The 15,447-nt window shown below is 68.0% G+C and carries 13 protein-coding genes, 1 tRNA gene, 1 other RNA gene and 1 pseudogene; 8 read left to right on the forward strand and 8 right to left on the reverse strand.

Annotated elements, in window-relative coordinates; all coding sequences use genetic code 11:
• Positions 1-48 precede the first annotated feature (48 nt).
• Positions 49-915, forward strand: a complete 867-nt coding sequence (locus tag FQ137_RS13375; protein WP_149293095.1) for a serine hydrolase — start codon at positions 49-51, stop codon at positions 913-915.
• 202 nt (positions 916-1,117) lie between these two features.
• On the forward strand, positions 1,118-1,627 hold the full coding sequence (locus tag FQ137_RS13380; RefSeq protein WP_149293096.1) for a DUF3145 domain-containing protein: 510 nt from the start codon (positions 1,118-1,120) through the stop codon (positions 1,625-1,627).
• A 189-nt stretch (positions 1,628-1,816) separates the two neighbouring features.
• On the opposite strand, the gene FQ137_RS13385 is transcribed toward FQ137_RS13380, so the two are convergent.
• From FQ137_RS13385 to aceE, 5 genes are all read right to left on the reverse strand, one after another.
• Positions 1,817-3,253, reverse strand: coding sequence for an acyl-CoA carboxylase subunit beta (locus FQ137_RS13385; RefSeq protein WP_149293097.1), 1,437 nt, complete (start codon positions 3,251-3,253; stop codon positions 1,817-1,819).
• 255 nt (positions 3,254-3,508) lie between these two features.
• Positions 3,509-3,760 (reverse strand): meromycolate extension acyl carrier protein AcpM, encoded by a 252-nt coding sequence (acpM, locus tag FQ137_RS13390; protein ID WP_095719155.1) that lies wholly within the window; start codon positions 3,758-3,760, stop codon positions 3,509-3,511.
• A 101-nt stretch (positions 3,761-3,861) separates the two neighbouring features.
• Entirely contained in the window at positions 3,862-4,788 is a 927-nt protein-coding gene (locus FQ137_RS13395) for an ACP S-malonyltransferase (protein ID WP_149293098.1), read from the reverse strand.
• 155 nt (positions 4,789-4,943) lie between these two features.
• Positions 4,944-6,197 (reverse strand): CdaR family transcriptional regulator, encoded by a 1,254-nt coding sequence (locus FQ137_RS13400; protein ID WP_149293099.1) that lies wholly within the window; start codon positions 6,195-6,197, stop codon positions 4,944-4,946.
• Complete coding sequence (aceE, locus tag FQ137_RS13405) at positions 6,194-8,989, reverse strand: pyruvate dehydrogenase (acetyl-transferring), homodimeric type (protein WP_149293100.1); 2,796 nt, start codon at positions 8,987-8,989, stop codon at positions 6,194-6,196. Before aceE ends, FQ137_RS13400 begins: the two co-directional genes overlap by 4 nt.
• A 306-nt stretch (positions 8,990-9,295) precedes the next feature.
• Between aceE and FQ137_RS13410 the strand changes: the two genes are divergently transcribed.
• A complete protein-coding gene (locus FQ137_RS13410) occupies positions 9,296-9,730 on the forward strand; it encodes a DUF3052 domain-containing protein (protein WP_149293101.1) in 435 nt (144 codons plus the stop codon).
• 100 nt (positions 9,731-9,830) lie between these two features.
• Positions 9,831-9,903, forward strand: a tRNA-Val gene (locus FQ137_RS13415).
• Between the two features lie 141 nt (positions 9,904-10,044).
• On the opposite strand, the gene FQ137_RS13420 is transcribed toward FQ137_RS13415, so the two are convergent.
• From FQ137_RS13420 to FQ137_RS13430, 3 genes are read right to left on the reverse strand one after another with little or no spacing between them, the layout of a single operon-like run.
• Positions 10,045-10,992, reverse strand: a complete 948-nt coding sequence (locus tag FQ137_RS13420) for an SURF1 family protein (RefSeq protein ID WP_149293102.1) — start codon at positions 10,990-10,992, stop codon at positions 10,045-10,047.
• Between the two features lie 51 nt (positions 10,993-11,043).
• A complete protein-coding gene (locus FQ137_RS13425) occupies positions 11,044-11,520 on the reverse strand; it encodes a low molecular weight protein-tyrosine-phosphatase (RefSeq protein WP_149293103.1) in 477 nt (158 codons plus the stop codon).
• On the reverse strand, positions 11,510-12,178 hold the full coding sequence (locus FQ137_RS13430) for an HAD hydrolase-like protein (protein ID WP_149293104.1): 669 nt from the start codon (positions 12,176-12,178) through the stop codon (positions 11,510-11,512). Before FQ137_RS13430 ends, FQ137_RS13425 begins: the two co-directional genes overlap by 11 nt.
• Positions 12,179-12,366: 188 nt before the next feature.
• Here FQ137_RS13430 and FQ137_RS13435 point away from each other — a divergent pair, with 188 nt between their 5' ends.
• The 4 genes and pseudogenes from FQ137_RS13435 to rnpB all read left to right on the forward strand — a co-directional run bounded on the left by FQ137_RS13435 (position 12,367) and on the right by rnpB (position 15,387).
• Positions 12,367-13,524 carry a Nif3-like dinuclear metal center hexameric protein gene (locus FQ137_RS13435; protein ID WP_149293105.1) on the forward strand — a complete coding sequence of 386 codons (1,158 nt, stop codon included), beginning with the start codon at positions 12,367-12,369 and terminating at the stop codon, positions 13,522-13,524.
• Between the two features lie 11 nt (positions 13,525-13,535).
• Entirely contained in the window at positions 13,536-14,267 is a 732-nt protein-coding gene (locus FQ137_RS13440) for a zinc ribbon domain-containing protein (protein WP_149293106.1), read from the forward strand.
• A gap of 8 nt (positions 14,268-14,275) precedes the next feature.
• Positions 14,276-14,944, forward strand: a pseudogene (locus tag FQ137_RS13445) (histidine phosphatase family protein); the annotation flags it as partial.
• Between the two features lie 15 nt (positions 14,945-14,959).
• An RNA gene (gene rnpB, locus FQ137_RS13450) (RNase P RNA component class A) lies at positions 14,960-15,387 on the forward strand.
• Positions 15,388-15,447: the final 60 nt, after the last annotated feature.

Raw genomic sequence — 15,447 nt, forward strand, 5'->3', positions numbered from 1 at the left:
GGTACGGCTAGCGGCGCGGCCCGACGTTCGCGAATCAGGGAGGATCCGATGTCAGACGAGTTCGATCGAGACAGGCTCACCACCGCGTTGGAAATCGTCGCGGACTGGCCGGTGGAGAACGTCTCGGCTGCAGTGGTCGGCCCCGACGGTGCCCTCGCGGTCCACGGTGACGACACCCGCGTGTACCGCCTGGCGTCGGTGACCAAGCCCCTCGTGGCGGTGGCCGCGCTCCTGGCGGTCGAGGAGGAGGCCATCGCCCTCGACGAGCCCGCCGGACCCGAGGGTTCCACGGTGCGCCACCTGCTCTCCCACGCCTCGGGGCTGGATTTCGCCGACCGCGACAAGGTGCGCACCTCGCCTGGGGAGCGGCGGATCTATTCCTCGGCCGGGTTCGAGGTCCTCGCCGACCACATTTCCGACGCAACCGGGATCGCATTCGGCGAGTACCTCGATGAGGCGGTGTGCCGACCGCTAGGGATGGACTCCACGACCCTCGAGGGTTCCGCGGGCCACGGAGCGTCAGGCAGCCTGGCCGACCTCATCGCGTTCGCCCGCGAACTCGTGGCACCGCGACTACTCGCGCCCGAAACCCTGAAGGAGGCCGTCAGCGACCAGTTCAGCGGCCTCGACGGGATCGTTCCCGGATACGGCATGCAGAAGCCGTGTCCCTGGGGTCTCGGCTTCGAACTCCGCGATGGTAAGCATCCCCACTGGACCGGCCACCACAACTCACCCGGCACCTTCGGCCACTTCGGGCAGTCCGGAACTTTTCTCTGGGTCGAGCCCGAGATCTCCACAGCCTTGATCGTGCTCACCGACCGTGACTTCGGCGACTGGGCTAAGCCGCTGTGGCCTGAACTGTCCGACAGAGTCGTCGATGCGGCTACTCGGCGATCGCGCGCTTTGGGCGGTTGAGCCGAGTAGGTCTCCGACACGCCGGACGTTCGCCCGACGGCGGAATCACGGTGCTGTAACTTTGCTGAGAGTCGAGAAGTGTCGCTGGCACAACTCGATCACTTCAGGCACAGTGATAACTACAAGAAACATCTGCAACATCGTTCACACGATTCGTGAGGTCGTTGGGGAAGACGTCCCTCAGTGAGTCGGGAGTGAAGCGATGTCTGACCATAACTATCTCGCGGATACAACGACCGGCGTGGTGTTCATTCATGCCGCGCCTACCGCGTTATGTCCACACGTCGAATGGGCTCTCGCAGCCACACTCGACGCCAGTTCAGCCATGCGCTGGGAAGACCAGCCGGCCCAGTCAGGCGCTCGCAAGGCGATCGTCGACTGGATCGGCCCGGTCGGCACCGGCGCGCGCCTGGCCGATTCGTTGGCCAAGTGGTCGATGCTGTCGTTCGAGGTCACAGAGGACCCGAGCGACCTCGTCGACGGCGAACGCTTTTCGCACACGCCCGAACTCGGGATGTGGCGGGGGCAGACCGGTGCCAGCGGCGATGTGGTGATCAGCGAGAACCGTCTCCGCCACCTCATGAAGGCAGGCCCAGCAGCCTTTCACGCCGCCGTGGAGGACGAACTCGGCACGGCCTGGGATCGCGCACTCGAGCCGTTGCGTGGCCACCCAGCCGCCACCGAGGTCACCTGGCTCTCCCGGGTCGGCTGACCCACCCGCACTCCCGCACTCGCCAGAAGGCGCCCGCACCCATCTTCTTGGGGCGGGCGCCTTCTCGCTGTCCGTGTCTCCTCCCGTCCGCCACCTCGTGTCATGCGACTGCGCCCTCTCCCGGAAATCGGGAAGAGGGCGCAGTCGTCGATCGCAGACCCTGCCGGAGGAGTTCCGGCCGGGATCAGATCACAGCGGGATGTTCTTGTGCTGTCCGCGGGTGTGCGCGGCCGCGTCCAGGGCCTCGGCGAGCCGACGGCGAGTATCGGTGGGCTCGATGACCTCGTCGACCACCCCGATCGACACCGCGCGGCCCACACCGCCTGCGATGGCCGCGTGCTCGTCCGCCAGACGCTCGTGCAGCGCCTCTCGCTCCTCCTCCGGTGCCGCGGCGAGGGTTCGCTTGTGGAGGATGCCGACGGCTGCCTTGGCGCCCATCACGGCGACCTCGGCATCAGGCCAGGCGAATACGGCGGAGGCGCCGAGCGCACGGGAGTTCATCGCGATGTAAGCACCCCCGTAGATCTTGCGCGTGACGAGCGTGACACGTGCAACCGAGGCCTCGGCGAACGCGTGCAGCAGTTTGGCGCCCCGTCGCACCACGCCGTCCCACTCCTGTGAGACGCCCGGCAGATAGCCGGGGACGTCGACGATCACGACCAGGGGCACGCCGAAGGCGTTACAGAGGCGGACGAAGCGGGACGCCTTCTCCGCGGACTCGGAGTTGAGGCAGCCGCCCAGCCGCAGTGGGTTGTTGGCGATGACGCCGACGGTGCGGCCGGCCATCCGGCCGAAGCCCACGACGATGCTGGGAGCCCACTTGGCCTGCAACTCCTCGAAGGTGGTGCTGCCGTCGAGTTCAGAGGAGTCGAGCAGCCCGTGCACGAGAGGACGAACGTCGTAAGCGCGCTTGGGGGACGCGGGGAGCAGCCCCGCGAGATCAGTGTGGTCGTCCTCGAGCGCACGCGGGTCAAACTCGCCCTGCGCGGACAAGAGGGTCACGAGCCGGCGCGCCCGGTGGAGGGCATCCCGCTCATCGGTCGCGGCGATGTGGCAGACCCCCGACTTGCGGTGGTGCACGTCCTGGCCGCCCAGTCCCTCCATATCGACCTGCTCGCCGGTCACCGAGCGGACCACGTCGGGCCCGGTGACGAAGATCTTGCCTGCCGGAGCCATGATCACGACGTCGGTCAGGGCGGGGCCGTAGGCGGCACCGCCGGCAGCGGGGCCGAGTACGACCGAGATCTGAGGGATAAGGCCCGACGCGCGGACCATGGCCTCGAAGACGGTGCCCACGGCGTGCAGCGCCTCCACCCCCTCTGCGAGGCGGGCGCCACCCGAGTGCCAGATGCCCACCACGGGCAGCTGCTCGTCGATCGCGACGTCGATGGCTCTGACGATGTGCCGGCACCCGTCCAGGCCCATTGCGCCGCCCATGACGGTCGCGTCTGTCGCGTACGCGACGGTGGGCTCGCCGTCGATAAGGCCGCGGGCAGCCAAAGCGCCCGAGGCGTCGGGCTCCGTGATGAATTCGAGCGATGCCGGGTCGAAGAGGTTCTCGAGCCGAACGACGGGATCTCGTGGATCAATCTGGGTGTTCTGGTCAACAGCGCTGGTGATGGTCATGCGTGCAGTCCTTTCCTCGGCGCGTGTCCCTGTAGGGAGAGCACGCCTGCGATGGACCCCCGGACTGGCTTGTGGACGAAAAGCCTCCGGATCGGGACCCCCGTCCCGGTCCGAACCTTTCGCCCGGCACCCCGCGAGTGGCGGGATGAATAACGTGGTGGCCCTGAGTGGGGGAGGGGACGCGGGCTCGACGTGGTGCACCGACCGCACCTTCGGCCCTGACTGCGTCCCCGCCCCGGCACACGGGACCGGGTGTCAGCTCTGGTCGATCTTCTGGATGTAGTCGACCGCATCCTGCACAGTACGCAACTTGGCCAGGTCTTCGTCGGGGATCTCCACCCCGTAACGGTCCTCGGTCTGCACGGCGATCTCCACCATGGAGAGCGAATCGATGTCGAGGTCGTCGACGAAGGACTTCTCCGGCGTCACCTCGGAGGGTTCGATCCCGGTGACCTCCTCGACGATCTCCGCCAGTCCTGAGATGATCTCGGCCTCGGTGCGTGCCATGTGGTGTCCCTTTCTGATGGGTGGAGTCGTGCCCGGTGGGCGCGACGGACGGTTTAGTCCCGATCTCCGGCCGAGCCGGCGATCGCGGGTGGGTGGAGCGGTCAGGCGCCGCTGAGTGCGGGGACCGACTCGAGGGCGAGTTCGAGGTCCTCGGGGGTGTTCACGCCGTAGCGGGGGACGTCGCGCATCATGCGCTTGGCCAGCCCCACGAGCGAACCGGAAGGCGGGAGCTCGACGAATGTGTCGACCCCCAGCTTGAGCATGGTCTGAGTGCACAGATCCCAACGGACCGGGTGCGTGATCTGCGAGATGACCCTGTCGAGGGCCTCGCGGCCGGAGGTGATGATCATGCCGTCGGCGTTGGACACCAGAGACATGTCAGGGTCGTTGACCTCGACCGTGTCGGCCAGTTCGCGGACCTCGTCGACGGCGGGAGCCATGTGGTGGGTGTGGAACGCCCCCGCGACCTCCAGGCGGCGCAGACGAGCCCGGCTCGGCGGGTTCTTCTCCAGTGCGTCGCAGGCTTCGAGAGGGCCCGCGGCCACGATCTGACCGGCACCATTGCGGTTGGCTGGTTGCAGGCCCGCGGTGTCCAGAGAGAGCAGCACGTCGGCTTCGACTCCGCCCAGGACCGCGATCATGCCGGTGGGTCGCTCGGCGCACGCCCGGGACATCGCAGAGCCACGGACGGACGCTAGGCGAAGGGCGTCGGATTCGGACACCACCCCGGCGATTGCGAGCGCGGCGATCTCGCCGATCGAGTGTCCCGCGACGATCGTGTCTGAGGGCACCTCACCCCGGCGGCGCAGCTCGGCGGCACCGAGGAGGGCCGAGGCGACGACGAGTGGCTGGGTCACCGCAGTGTCGGTGATCTCCTGCAGGGTCGCCGTGGTGCCCAGGCGCTCGAGATCGAGTCCGCTTGATGCGGACCACTCGTCGAGGCGGTCTGAAGCACCGGAGAGCTCGAGCCAGGGCGCGAGCATTCCGGCTTTCTGGGACCCTTGTCCAGGGGCAGTAAGGCAAAGCACGGGTATCAGACAACACGGCTGCACCCACTTCGGATGATGTTCCCCAAGCCAGAAACAAAGCCCGGATTTTGTAGGGTTCCCACAAATGCCGAGTTGGCAGGACGTCCATCTCCTGATGGTCAGGTTTCGTTACACACTGTTGCCAATGTGATTAATTAGGACTCCTGAGTACTTTGCTCGGCGAACTTCCCGAGGACAAGCGCAATTCTCAGCACAAAAGCGTCCCGTGCGTTCAGGGGGTCAAATTTGGTGATTTGGCTCACTCTTTTGAGGCGATATCGAACGGTGTTGGGATGGACATACAACTCGCGGGCACACGCCTCGACGTGTCCTCCCGAGTCCAGGTAGGCCCGCAATGTGTCCTCGACCGAGACATCTGCTCCGCGTAGCGGGGTGACAATCCGGTCGACCAACATAGCCGCGGCACTGCGGTCCCCACCGAGGACCCGCTCGGGCAGCAGGTCGATCGCGGCGACCGGTCGTGGCGCGCCGGGCCAGCCGTTCACGGCCGTCGCCCCCGAGAGCGCCTCTGAGGCGCTGTCGGGTGCCTCGACGAGGGACCGGACGGTGTGGCCGTGGACAACGGGGGAGTCCGAGGAGAAGGCGTCGAGGACCCCTGGGGGGATCGATGCGGAGGACTCGAGCTCCCCCGAGAGGATGACGACGAGACGGGCTCCCTGCACCACTGCGAGTGCGTGCCGACCGGCTGCGACTGCGGCCCGGTGCACGGCCGGTACCGAGGCGAGGCCAAGGTCCTCTCGAGGGGACCCGACTATCACCGTGGCAGCGGTTGTCGGGTCCCAGTTCAGTGCTGATGCCCCCGAGGTGAGATCCGCGTGGCGGTCCCCGCGCACCACAGCATCGACGATCATCGCCTCCATGCGGGTGTCCCACGCGCCCCGGTTCTCTGCCGCGGCGGCGTACACCGACGCTGCGGTGAAGCCAAGTTCGCGGCCGAATTTGAGGACTGCGGCGATCATCAATCCGCGCTGCCGCTCGTTGTGGGAGATCCGGGGCATCACCAACTCGAAGTACTCCAGTGTTGACCGGACAAGCTGCACGGTCTGCTGGAGGGTCAGCCCCTGACCCAGCCCCTTGGGTAGCAGCTTGAATCCAGCGATCGTGTCCGTGTGCGGTGCCTCGGGATTTCGCATCCAGGTGACGAAGTCACGCACTGCGCTCTGGATGATCAACTGGATCTCGGCGCGCTGGTCGGCGGACAGCTCGGCGAAGAACGGCAATTCCTGTTCGAGGGCGCGGACCGCTTCCGTGGACAGGGTTCCCGAGTACCGGGTGATCCGCTTGAGCAGGGCGTCGGAGACCGGACGCTGCTCCGGCGGCGTCGCGGAACGCCGCCGGAGGGGTTGCGCATCTTTCTCCCCGACCCCGGGGGCAGGATTGTCTGTCACGCCACTCCGGGATCAGTCGTCGGTTCGGGGGCGGCCATGACGTCGTCGATCCGGTACAGGCGCGCGGCGTCGAGCAGGGTGGACTTCTCGATGGTGCCCTCACGGACCAGGCCAGCGAGGACCGCAACGACGATCGACTCCGCGTCCGTGTTGAAGAAGCGACGGGCGGCGGGTCGGGTGTCGGAGAATCCGAAGCCGTCACATCCGAGGACGGTGAAGTCGCCGGGCACCCAGGCGCGGATCTGGTCCGGAACCGCCTTCTGGAAGTCGCTCACCGCCACCTTCGGACCCTGGGTCGAGGCCAGTGCGGCGGTGACGAACGGGGTGCGCGGTTGCTGGTCGGGGTGTCGCAGTTCATGCCGTTCGCACTCGAAGCCGTCGCGCGCGAGCTCCGTCCACGAGGTCGCGGACCACAGGTCGGCGGCGACGTCCCACTTCTCCGCAAGCATCGCCTGCGCCTCGACCGCCGCGTACATCGCCACTCCGGACGCGAGGATCGCGGCCTTGTGGGTTCCGGTCTCGGCTGCGCGGAAGCGGTATAGACCGCGCAGCAGGGCGTCGGCGTCGAGATCCTCGGGCTCCGCCGGCTGGGGGACGGGCTCGTTGTACAGGGTGATGTAGTAGGAGACGTTGCGGTCGATGCCGTCGGTCTCCGTTTCGTGTGCCGCCCCGGGTCCGTACATGCGCTCGACGCCGGCGCGCACGATGTGTGCGACCTCGTACGCCCATGCCGGGTCGTAGGAGATGATGCCGGGGTTGGTCGCGGCTAGCAGCGGCGAGTGCCCGTCCATATGTTGGAGGCCCTCTCCGGTGAGGGTGGTGCGGCCGGCGGTGGCACCCAGCAGGAAGCCACGGGCAAGCTGGTCAGCAGCGGCCCAGATGCCGTCGCCGGTGCGCTGGAACCCGAACATTGAATAGAAGATGTACAGCGGGATCATCGGCTGGCCATGGGTGGCGTAGGCGGTCCCTGCGGCGGTGAATTCGGCGACGGATCCCGCCTCGCTGATGCCCTCGTGCATGATCTGGCCATCCTTGGCCTCGTTGTAGCTCAGCATGAGGTCGTGATCCACTGACGTGTAGTTCTGCCCGTGCGGGTTGTAGATCTTCAGAGTGGGGAACCACGAGTCCATGCCGAAGGTGCGGGCTTCGTCGGGGATGATCGGGACGAAGCGGTCGCGCAGGGAATCGTCGCGCATGAGCTCCCTGGCCGTCCGCACCAGAGCCATCGTGGTGGCCACTGCCTGCTTACCCGAACCCTTACGCAAGGACTTCAACGAGTCGATGTCAGGAACGGAGAGCGGGGTAAAGGTCTGGCGTCGCTCGGGGATATGCCCGCCGAGCGCGGACCGGCGGTCCAGCATGTAGCGGATCTCCGGAGAGTTCGGTCCCGGGTTGTAGTACGGCGGCTGCGTCGGGTCCGCCTCCAGCTCTTCGTCGGTGATGGGGATCTGCTGCGTGTCGCGGAACTGCTTGAGATCGTCCAACGTCAGCTTCTTCATCTGGTGGGTTGCGTTGCGACCCTCAAAGTTCTGGCCGAGGCCGAAGCCCTTGATGGTGTGGGCGAGGATGACCGTTGGCTGACCGGTGTGCTCGATCGCCGCCTTGTACGCGGCGTGGATCTTGCGGTAATCGTGTCCGCCTCGGCGCAGCGCCCAGATCTCGTCGTCGGTCATGTCCTCGACGAGCTTGGCCGTTCGTGGGTCGCGTCCGAAGAAGTGCTCGCGAATCCAGGCGCCGTCGTTCGCGCGGTACGTCTGGTAGTCACCGTCGGAGACTGAATTCATCAGTGAGACCAGGGCGCCCTCGGTGTCCTTGTCGAACAGTGCGTCCCACTCGCGGCCCCAGACCACCTTGATGACGTTCCACCCGGCGCCGTTGAAGTACGACTCGAGTTCCTGGACGATCTGCCCGTTCCCGCGGACCGGCCCATCGAGACGCTGGAGGTTGCAGTTGATGACGAAGGTGAGGTTGTCGAGAGCGTCGTTCGCGGCGACCTGGAGCGCGCCGCGCGACTCGACCTCGTCCATCTCGCCGTCTCCGAGGAAGGCCCACACGTGTTGCTGTGAGGTGTCCTTGATGCCGCGGTTGTGCAGGTAGCGATTGAACCGCGCCTGGTAGATGGCATTGAGTGGACCCAGGCCCATGGAGACCGTGGGGAATTCCCAGAACTCGGGCAGCGAGCGGGGGTGGGGGTAGGAGGGTAGCGAACGCCCTGGATGGCTCTTCTCCTGCCGGAAGCCGTCGAGATCGTGCTCCCGCAGCCGGCCCTCGAGGTACGCGCGGGCGTACATGCCCGGGGAGGCGTGGCCCTGGAAGAAGACGTGGTCGCCGCCGCCGGGATGGTCCTTGCCTCGGAAGAAGTGGTTGTAGCCCACCTCGTAGAGCGGTGCGGCCCCCGCGTAGGTGGAGATGTGGCCGCCCACGCCGATCCCCGGTCGCTGCGCACGGTGGACCATGATGGCGGCGTTCCAGCGGATCCACCGGCGGTAGGTCCGCTCCACCGATTCATCGCCAGGGAACTCGGGCTCGAGGCTGGTGGGGATGGTGTTGACGTAGTCAGTGGAAGTGAGGGCCGGCAGGGGAACGCGCTGCTTGGAGGCCCGTTCGAGGAGGCGGAGCATCAGGTAACGGGCGCGCTCGGGTCCGGCCGCGGCGAGCAGACCATCGAGCGAGTCCATCCACTCCTGGGTCTCCTCCGGATCGGAGTCCGCCAGGTAGGACGCGACTCCCTCCCGGAGAACCGGCACGTTAGTGGGTGCGGAGCCTTCCCTGGCGCCTGCTTTTCCGGTCATGCGTTATCGTCCTCACTTCTGTGGTTCGTACCGTGGCGGCCCGGTGGGGCCACCAAAATTCGTGGTACATCGTCGGGCCTGGTTGCAACCCGCAGGTGTGGGCGGATCGCGTGTCGGGCTCGGGGCGGGCCACCGTAGGCCCACCAGTTCCGATTGTGCCCCAAAGCGTGACGCATGACACCGTCAGCCGATGCGTTGCCTCGTGAAATGGGCGGTAGCCGTTTCCCCTGCGAGTGCGCGCGGGTAGTGTTCCTGGTCAGCGAAAGACCGAGAAGCTAAAAACGGATTAGAAGGAGGAACACCACGGTGGTCGCCGCGGCGAACCAGCAGGACGGAGCGGGCCAGGTAGCTGGTCAGCTTGAACTGACGGAGGGCATGCTCGTTCAGGAGGTCGGGTGGGATTCCGACTGTGACGAGTCGATCAGCGAGGCCGTCGAGGACGCCGTCGGATCAGAGCTGCTGGAGGAGGACACCGATGAGGTGGTCGACGCGGTGCTGCTCTGGTGGAGGGACGGTGACGGGGACCTGGTCGATCGACTAATGGACGTCATGACCCCTCTGGCGGACGAGGGCTCCGTGTGGGTCTTCACCCCCAAGACGGGGCTCGACGGGCACGTGGAACCTGCGGTGATTGCGGAGTCGGCGCAGACTGCGGGAATGCTTCAGACACGTACCGCCGCGCTGGGGGACTGGGCCGGGAGTCGGCTCGCCCTGCGGAAGAACAGCATGCCCCGCAAGTGATCCCCGGATCCGGGACCCCTCACCCGCCCCCGGGTGGGGTGCTGTCATGGGTGGGATAATCTGAACCGCACCTACGCGTTCGACGCGCGTCGGTGCGTCAGCGCGCGTAGCTCAGCGGTTAGAGCTCTGGTCTTACACACCAGCGGTCGGGGGTTCGATTCCCTCCGCGCGCACTCTCAATTCGTGTGTCGCGAATTCATTTGCCCTGCCCTGCCCGTGCCTGCGGCATCGAGCAGGGACCGCCCCATGCCGAGGCACGGAGATCGTCGGCTGGCCAGGGTAGTAGAACACCCTGGGTGCACGGGGTGCGGTGGTCAGGTCCGTAGCCGATCGGCGCGACGGAACGCCCGGCGCCGTTCGGCATCATTGCGCTCGCCGTAGCGAGCCCGCAGCGCGCGTTCGCGGGCGGTGTCTCCGTCGACGTCGGTTGCGTCCCGGTCGGCGCCTTGCACGTCGCTGCCTGTTCCGGTGGAAGAGTCTCCGTCCGACGTCCCTGACGACTGCTCGGCATCCGCGGCTGCGTCCGCGGTGTCGCGGCGTCGGGCCCGGATTTCTGCCCACGCAAAGTAAATGAGGGCGGCTGGGGCGAGCACTCCGAAGGCCAGCCACTGCAGTCCGTAGGACAGGTACGGACCGTTCTCGACGCCGGGGATCGGCGCAGGCGAGAGTGATCCGGGCTGGTCCCCGCTCAGCTGCAGGTACCCCTCCGAGACGAGGTCGTGGCCTAGGGTGTCGCCGATGACCGCGGGGTCGACCACCCGTACCGCGGGCCGGCCGTCCAAGGGGATGGGCTCGGCCTCACCAGGCTCGGCGGCTCGCAGTCGTCCGGTGATCGCGACCTGCCCAGCTGGCGCCGCGGGGTAGGCCGGCACCGCGTTGTTCTCGCCGACAAGCACATACCCGCGGTTGATCAGAATGTCCGGACCGTCCACGGGGTCGAAGACCGTGAGTACCTGGTAGACCAGCTCGCCGTCTACCGACCGAAGGCGCAGTAGCGCCTCGGATTCCGGCCGCCACTGTCCGGCGAGGGTGACCAGGCGCCATTCGCGCTCGACGTAGGCCCGCGGGTTGTCGACCACCTGCGCCAGCGGAGCCGGCTCAGCCTCGACAGATTCGATCAGCCGAGCATTGCGGGCGTCGAGATCGTCGCTCTTGTTCAGCTGCCACGGCGCGAGCAATGCGAAGCACGCCCACGCGAACAGGATTGCGGCGATTACGCCGATCACCCACCCGGGGGTCAGAAAGCGCCGCAGTGTCCGCATGTCCCCAGGGTAACGGTCCCGAGCCGGACGGCCCCTGCGCAGGTGCGACCGCTACCCCAGGAGATCCCGCACCTCGGCGACGAGGCCGGGCAGGGCGCGGGAGATCTGGAGGCGGGTGCGGGTGAAGCCGCTGGCGTCACCGTAGTAGGGGTCAGCGACATCCGCACCGTCGGCGCCGGGTTCGTAGCCGCGCAGTAACCGTATCCGGCCGGGGTCGACCCCCGCCCGGAGAAGGTGGTCGCGGTGACTGCCATCGAGCGCGACGACGAGGTCGGCGTCGTGGTCGTCCTCGGACAGATGCGCGGCCACGTGGTCGGTGTCATAGCCGTGCGCAGCGAGCTCGGCCGAGGCGCGCGGGTCCATGCCGTCGCCGACATGCCAGTCGCCGGTGCCAACGCTGGAGACCGACACCCGGTCGTCCAGGCCCGCGTCGTCGAAGGCACGGCGGGCCATGACCTCGGCCATGGGGGAACGGCAGATATTGCCGGTACAGACGAACACGACTCGTACGCGCGACTCACCACTCACGGATGGTCTCCTCCAACGCCGCGGTGTCGACGGCCGACCAGTGGGCGCGGTCCCACTCGTCGGGCCGTCCGTATCCCCACCGGACGATCGCGGTGGGGATGCCGTAGCGGGCGGCACCCTCGATGTCGTGTTCGCGGTCGCCGATCATGAGCACCTGTTCGGTCCCACCGCCGTCGGCTGGCACCGGGTCAATTCCCATCTCGGCGAGGGAGTGTGCGATGACGTCGGCCTTGGCCATCCGGCCGACCGAAATGTCCGCCCCTCCAATGAACTCGAATGGCGCGGCGAGGTCGAAGTGTCCGAGGATCCTGCGCGCGGCGACCTCGTCCTTGCTCGTGGCCACCGCCATCCGGTAGCCGTCCACGGCGAGCCGGTTCAGGAGCGTGTCCATCCCGGTGAAGACGGCGTTCTCCAGCCACCCCACCTCGTCGTAGCGGTCCCGGTACGCGGCGACCGCCCGGTCCAGATCGGCCCCGGAGAGTCCCACTGAGGACAACGTGTCCACCATGGGCGGGCCGGCGATGGAACGGATGTCGCGGGAGTCGTCCCAGCGTGCGCCCACCACGTCGAGCGCGTGGTGGAGGGACTTGGCGATGCCATCGAGAGAGTCGGTAATGGTGCCGTCGAGGTCCACGAGGAGGATCGGGCGGTCAGTCATGCGGCCATCTTCCCAGAGTCCGCCGGGTGGGGCCCCGCACTGGTGTGGGGTCCCCAGTGGCGCTGGGGCGCGCCCGGCGCCACATGCCTGCGCGTGGCCGTGGGTGCGGGCACGATGGTGGACGAAATCGTCGACGCCTGGCACAGAGAAGTCCTGGCGTGGCGGGAAGAACTGGAAGGGGAGTAACCATGACCATCGGGAGGCCCACCCTGGCCGACGTGATTGACCTACTGGAACACGCCTACCCACCGCGTCTGGCCGAGTCGTGGGACCGCGTGGGGCTGGTCGCGGGTGACCCGGTGGCCGAGGTGGAACGGGTCGTGGTGGCCGTGGATGCGACCGACTCCGTGGTCGACCATGCGCTCGCCGAGGGCGCTGACCTGCTCCTGGTCCACCACCCGCCGCTCATGCGCGGCGTACACTCCGTGGCCGCCGACACCCCCAAGGGCCGGCTGGTGCACAGGCTCATCACCGGCGGGTGCGCCCTGTACTCCGCACACACCAACGCCGACTCCGCCCGGCCCGGCGTCAACGACGCCCTCGCCGACGCGCTCGGCCTGACCCCCGGCCGCCCCCTGGCCCCCACTGGCGACGGCACCGTCGACCGGTGGGTGGTGACCGTGCCCGACGACGACCTCGACGACCTGCTGAACGCGGTGTTCGCCGCCGGCGCGGGACGGATGAGCGGCTACACCGAGTGCTCATTCTCCGTTCAGGGCACCGGTCGGTTCCGCCCCGGCGACGGCACCGACCCGACCATCGGCAGCGTCGGCGAATCCGAACAGGTCTCCGAGACGCGCGTGGAGTTCGTCGCGCCCCCGGAGCTGCGGTCCTCGGTGCGGCGTGCCGTCCTGGCCGGGCACCCGTACGAGGTGCCTGCCATGGACGTCTTCGTCAATCACGCTGGTCCCGGACCGGGGCCCGAGGACACTGGGCTCGGGCGAATCTGCGAACTCGACAGTCCCTTGACGCTCGCGCAGTTCACTGAGCTCGTGGCCGAGCGTCTTCCCACCACAGTGTGGGGAGTGCGCGCTGCCGGCGACCCCGACGCCGAGATCCGTCGCGTCGCGTTGTGCGGCGGGTCCGGGGATTCACTGCTGGGCGCGGCGCGCGCGGCGGGCGCAGACGTCTATCTCACCGGGGACCTACGTCACCACGTGGTGGACGAGCACCTGCGAGATGGCGGGCCGATGCTCGTAGAGGCCGCTCACTGGGCGCTGGAGTTTCCGTGGTGCGCCCAGGCCGTCGCCCTGCTCGAGGAGGGAGCGGACCTCACCGCGACCGTGTGCGAGCAGCGGACCGATCCCTGGACGGTGGCCGCCGGGGGAGCGCGCGGGCAGCGGTAGTCTTGGCACCCATGAAGGCCGATCCGCACCACCAGCGTCGACTCGTCGACATCGCCGACCTCGACCAGCGCCTGGCTGGTCTCGAGCACCGACGCTCGCGGCTACCCGAGCAGGCGACGCTCGATGGGCTGAAAGCTGAGCGACGAGCCGCCACCGAATCCGTGGCACGCGCCCGGATCCACCTTGAAGATCTCGACCGTGCCCTCGCCAAACTGCGCTCGGACCTGGACGCCGTGCATCGGCGCCGTGCCGCGGACTCCGACTTGCTGGCGGCGGGTGGCCTGTCCGAGCGGCAGTCGACAGAGCTGGACTACGAGTTGCGCTCGCTGGCCCGCCGCCAGGATGCACTGGAGGGGGAACTCGGTGAGCTCACCGAACGCTACGAGGCCATGGAAGCTGATGTCCGCCACTCAGGGGCGATGGTCACCGACTTCGATGCCCGAATCGGGATGGCTGTAACCATGAGGGACAATGCCCTTGCCGAGCTCGAGGACGCGATCACCACGACCATCGCCGAACGGGCCCGCGAGGCCGAGACCCTCCCCGCCGAGCTGCTCGACCTCTACGCGCGTAGCGCTGCAGATGCAGGGCGTGGTGCGGCGATTCTCAACGGGGGACGCTGTTCGGCGTGCGGTATGGACTTGGACCGCAGGGCCGTGTCGGCTTTCCGGTCCGCCGCCGAAGACGAAGTCCTCACCTGCCCGGAATGCGGCGTGATCGTCGTCCGCACCTCCAACTCGTGACCGGCGGGCCGGGCTGGACCGGCGCCACCGGCCGCCCCACCCGAATCGTGCTGGCCCGCCACGGTCAGACCCCGCTGTCGGTGGACCGGCGCTATTCCGGCCAGGGCGATCCCGGACTCACCGACCTCGGTGTGGCCCAGGCCGAGCGCACCGCGGCCCGGCTCGCGGCACTTCCGGGCCTGACCGCGGTCGTGTCGTCCCCGCTGCGCCGGTGCCTCGCCACCGCCGAGCAGACCGCCGACGCCGCGGGCGTGCCCTTGGTGGTGGACGAGGACCTCATCGAGACCGACTTCGGTCGATGGGAGGGGCTTACCTTCCGGGAGGCCGCCGAGCAGGACCCGGACATTCACTCGCGGTGGCTGGGCGACACCGCCGTCGCACCCCCGGGCGGCGAGAGCTTCGCCGTGGTGCGGGCACGCGTCGAACGGAGCCTGCAGCGCATCGTCGCCGACCGCCCCGGTGGAGTGGTCGCGGTGGTCAGTCACGTCACGCCTATCAAACTGGCGATCCGGGCGGGCCTGGATGCCGGTGACGAATTGCTGTTCCGGCTGCATCTAGACCTCGCCTCCGTCTCCGACGTGCGCTTCTACTCCGACGGGCCGACTTCAGTCCACCTGGTCAACGACACCTCGCACCTCGACCAGCCCGCGCCCCGACCAGCCGTCGCGGGCGACTAGACTCCTTGGGGCGAACGAGTCGGCCGGACGGCCGCGGACTGGGGAACCATCGCCACAAGGTGATCAGGCCCCGGCCCGAGGAAAGTCCGGACTCCACAGAGCAGGGCGGTTGCTAACGGCAACCCGGGGTGACCCGCGGGAAAGTGCCACAGAAAACAGACCGCCGCGCCACTGGGCGCGGTAAGGGTGAAACGGTGCGGTAAGAGCGCACCAGCGCCCCGGGTGACCGGGGCGGCTAGGTAAACCCCGCCCGGAGCAAGGTCGAAGGCCGCACCGCTCGCGGTGCGGACGCGCGGATGGTGTGCAGCGATGCACGGAAGGGCTGCTCGCCCGAGTCCGCGGGTGGACCGCTCGAGGTACCCGGTGACGGTGTGCCCAGATGGATGGTCGTCGCCCTCCGTCCGCGGAGGGCACAGGATCCGGCTTACAGGCCGACTCGTTCGCCACGGCCCTGAGGTCAGGATGATCGGCTGGGGGACGCGCGGTGGCGGGTCGGGGCGCTG

Origin of the sequence: Dietzia sp. ANT_WB102, from assembly GCF_008369165.1 — a bacterium.
In the GTDB taxonomy this organism is placed as follows: Bacteria; Actinomycetota; Actinomycetes; order Mycobacteriales; family Mycobacteriaceae; genus Dietzia.

Coding starts and splice junctions, on each gene's coding strand:
- FQ137_RS13380 (WP_149293096.1), top strand. CDS start 1,118: ATGTCTGACCATAACTATCTCGCGGATACAACGACCGGCGTGGTGTTC.
- FQ137_RS13385 (WP_149293097.1), bottom strand. CDS start 3,253: ATGACCATCACCAGCGCTGTTGACCAGAACACCCAGATTGATCCACGA.
- acpM (WP_095719155.1), bottom strand. CDS start 3,760: ATGGCACGCACCGAGGCCGAGATCATCTCAGGACTGGCGGAGATCGTC.
- FQ137_RS13435 (WP_149293105.1), top strand. CDS start 12,367: ATGACCATCGGGAGGCCCACCCTGGCCGACGTGATTGACCTACTGGAA.
- FQ137_RS13440 (WP_149293106.1), top strand. CDS start 13,536: ATGAAGGCCGATCCGCACCACCAGCGTCGACTCGTCGACATCGCCGAC.
- FQ137_RS13375 (WP_149293095.1), top strand. CDS start 49: ATGTCAGACGAGTTCGATCGAGACAGGCTCACCACCGCGTTGGAAATC.
- FQ137_RS13420 (WP_149293102.1), bottom strand. CDS start 10,992: ATGCGGACACTGCGGCGCTTTCTGACCCCCGGGTGGGTGATCGGCGTA.
- aceE (WP_149293100.1), bottom strand. CDS start 8,989: ATGACCGGAAAAGCAGGCGCCAGGGAAGGCTCCGCACCCACTAACGTG.
- FQ137_RS13430 (WP_149293104.1), bottom strand. CDS start 12,178: ATGACTGACCGCCCGATCCTCCTCGTGGACCTCGACGGCACCATTACC.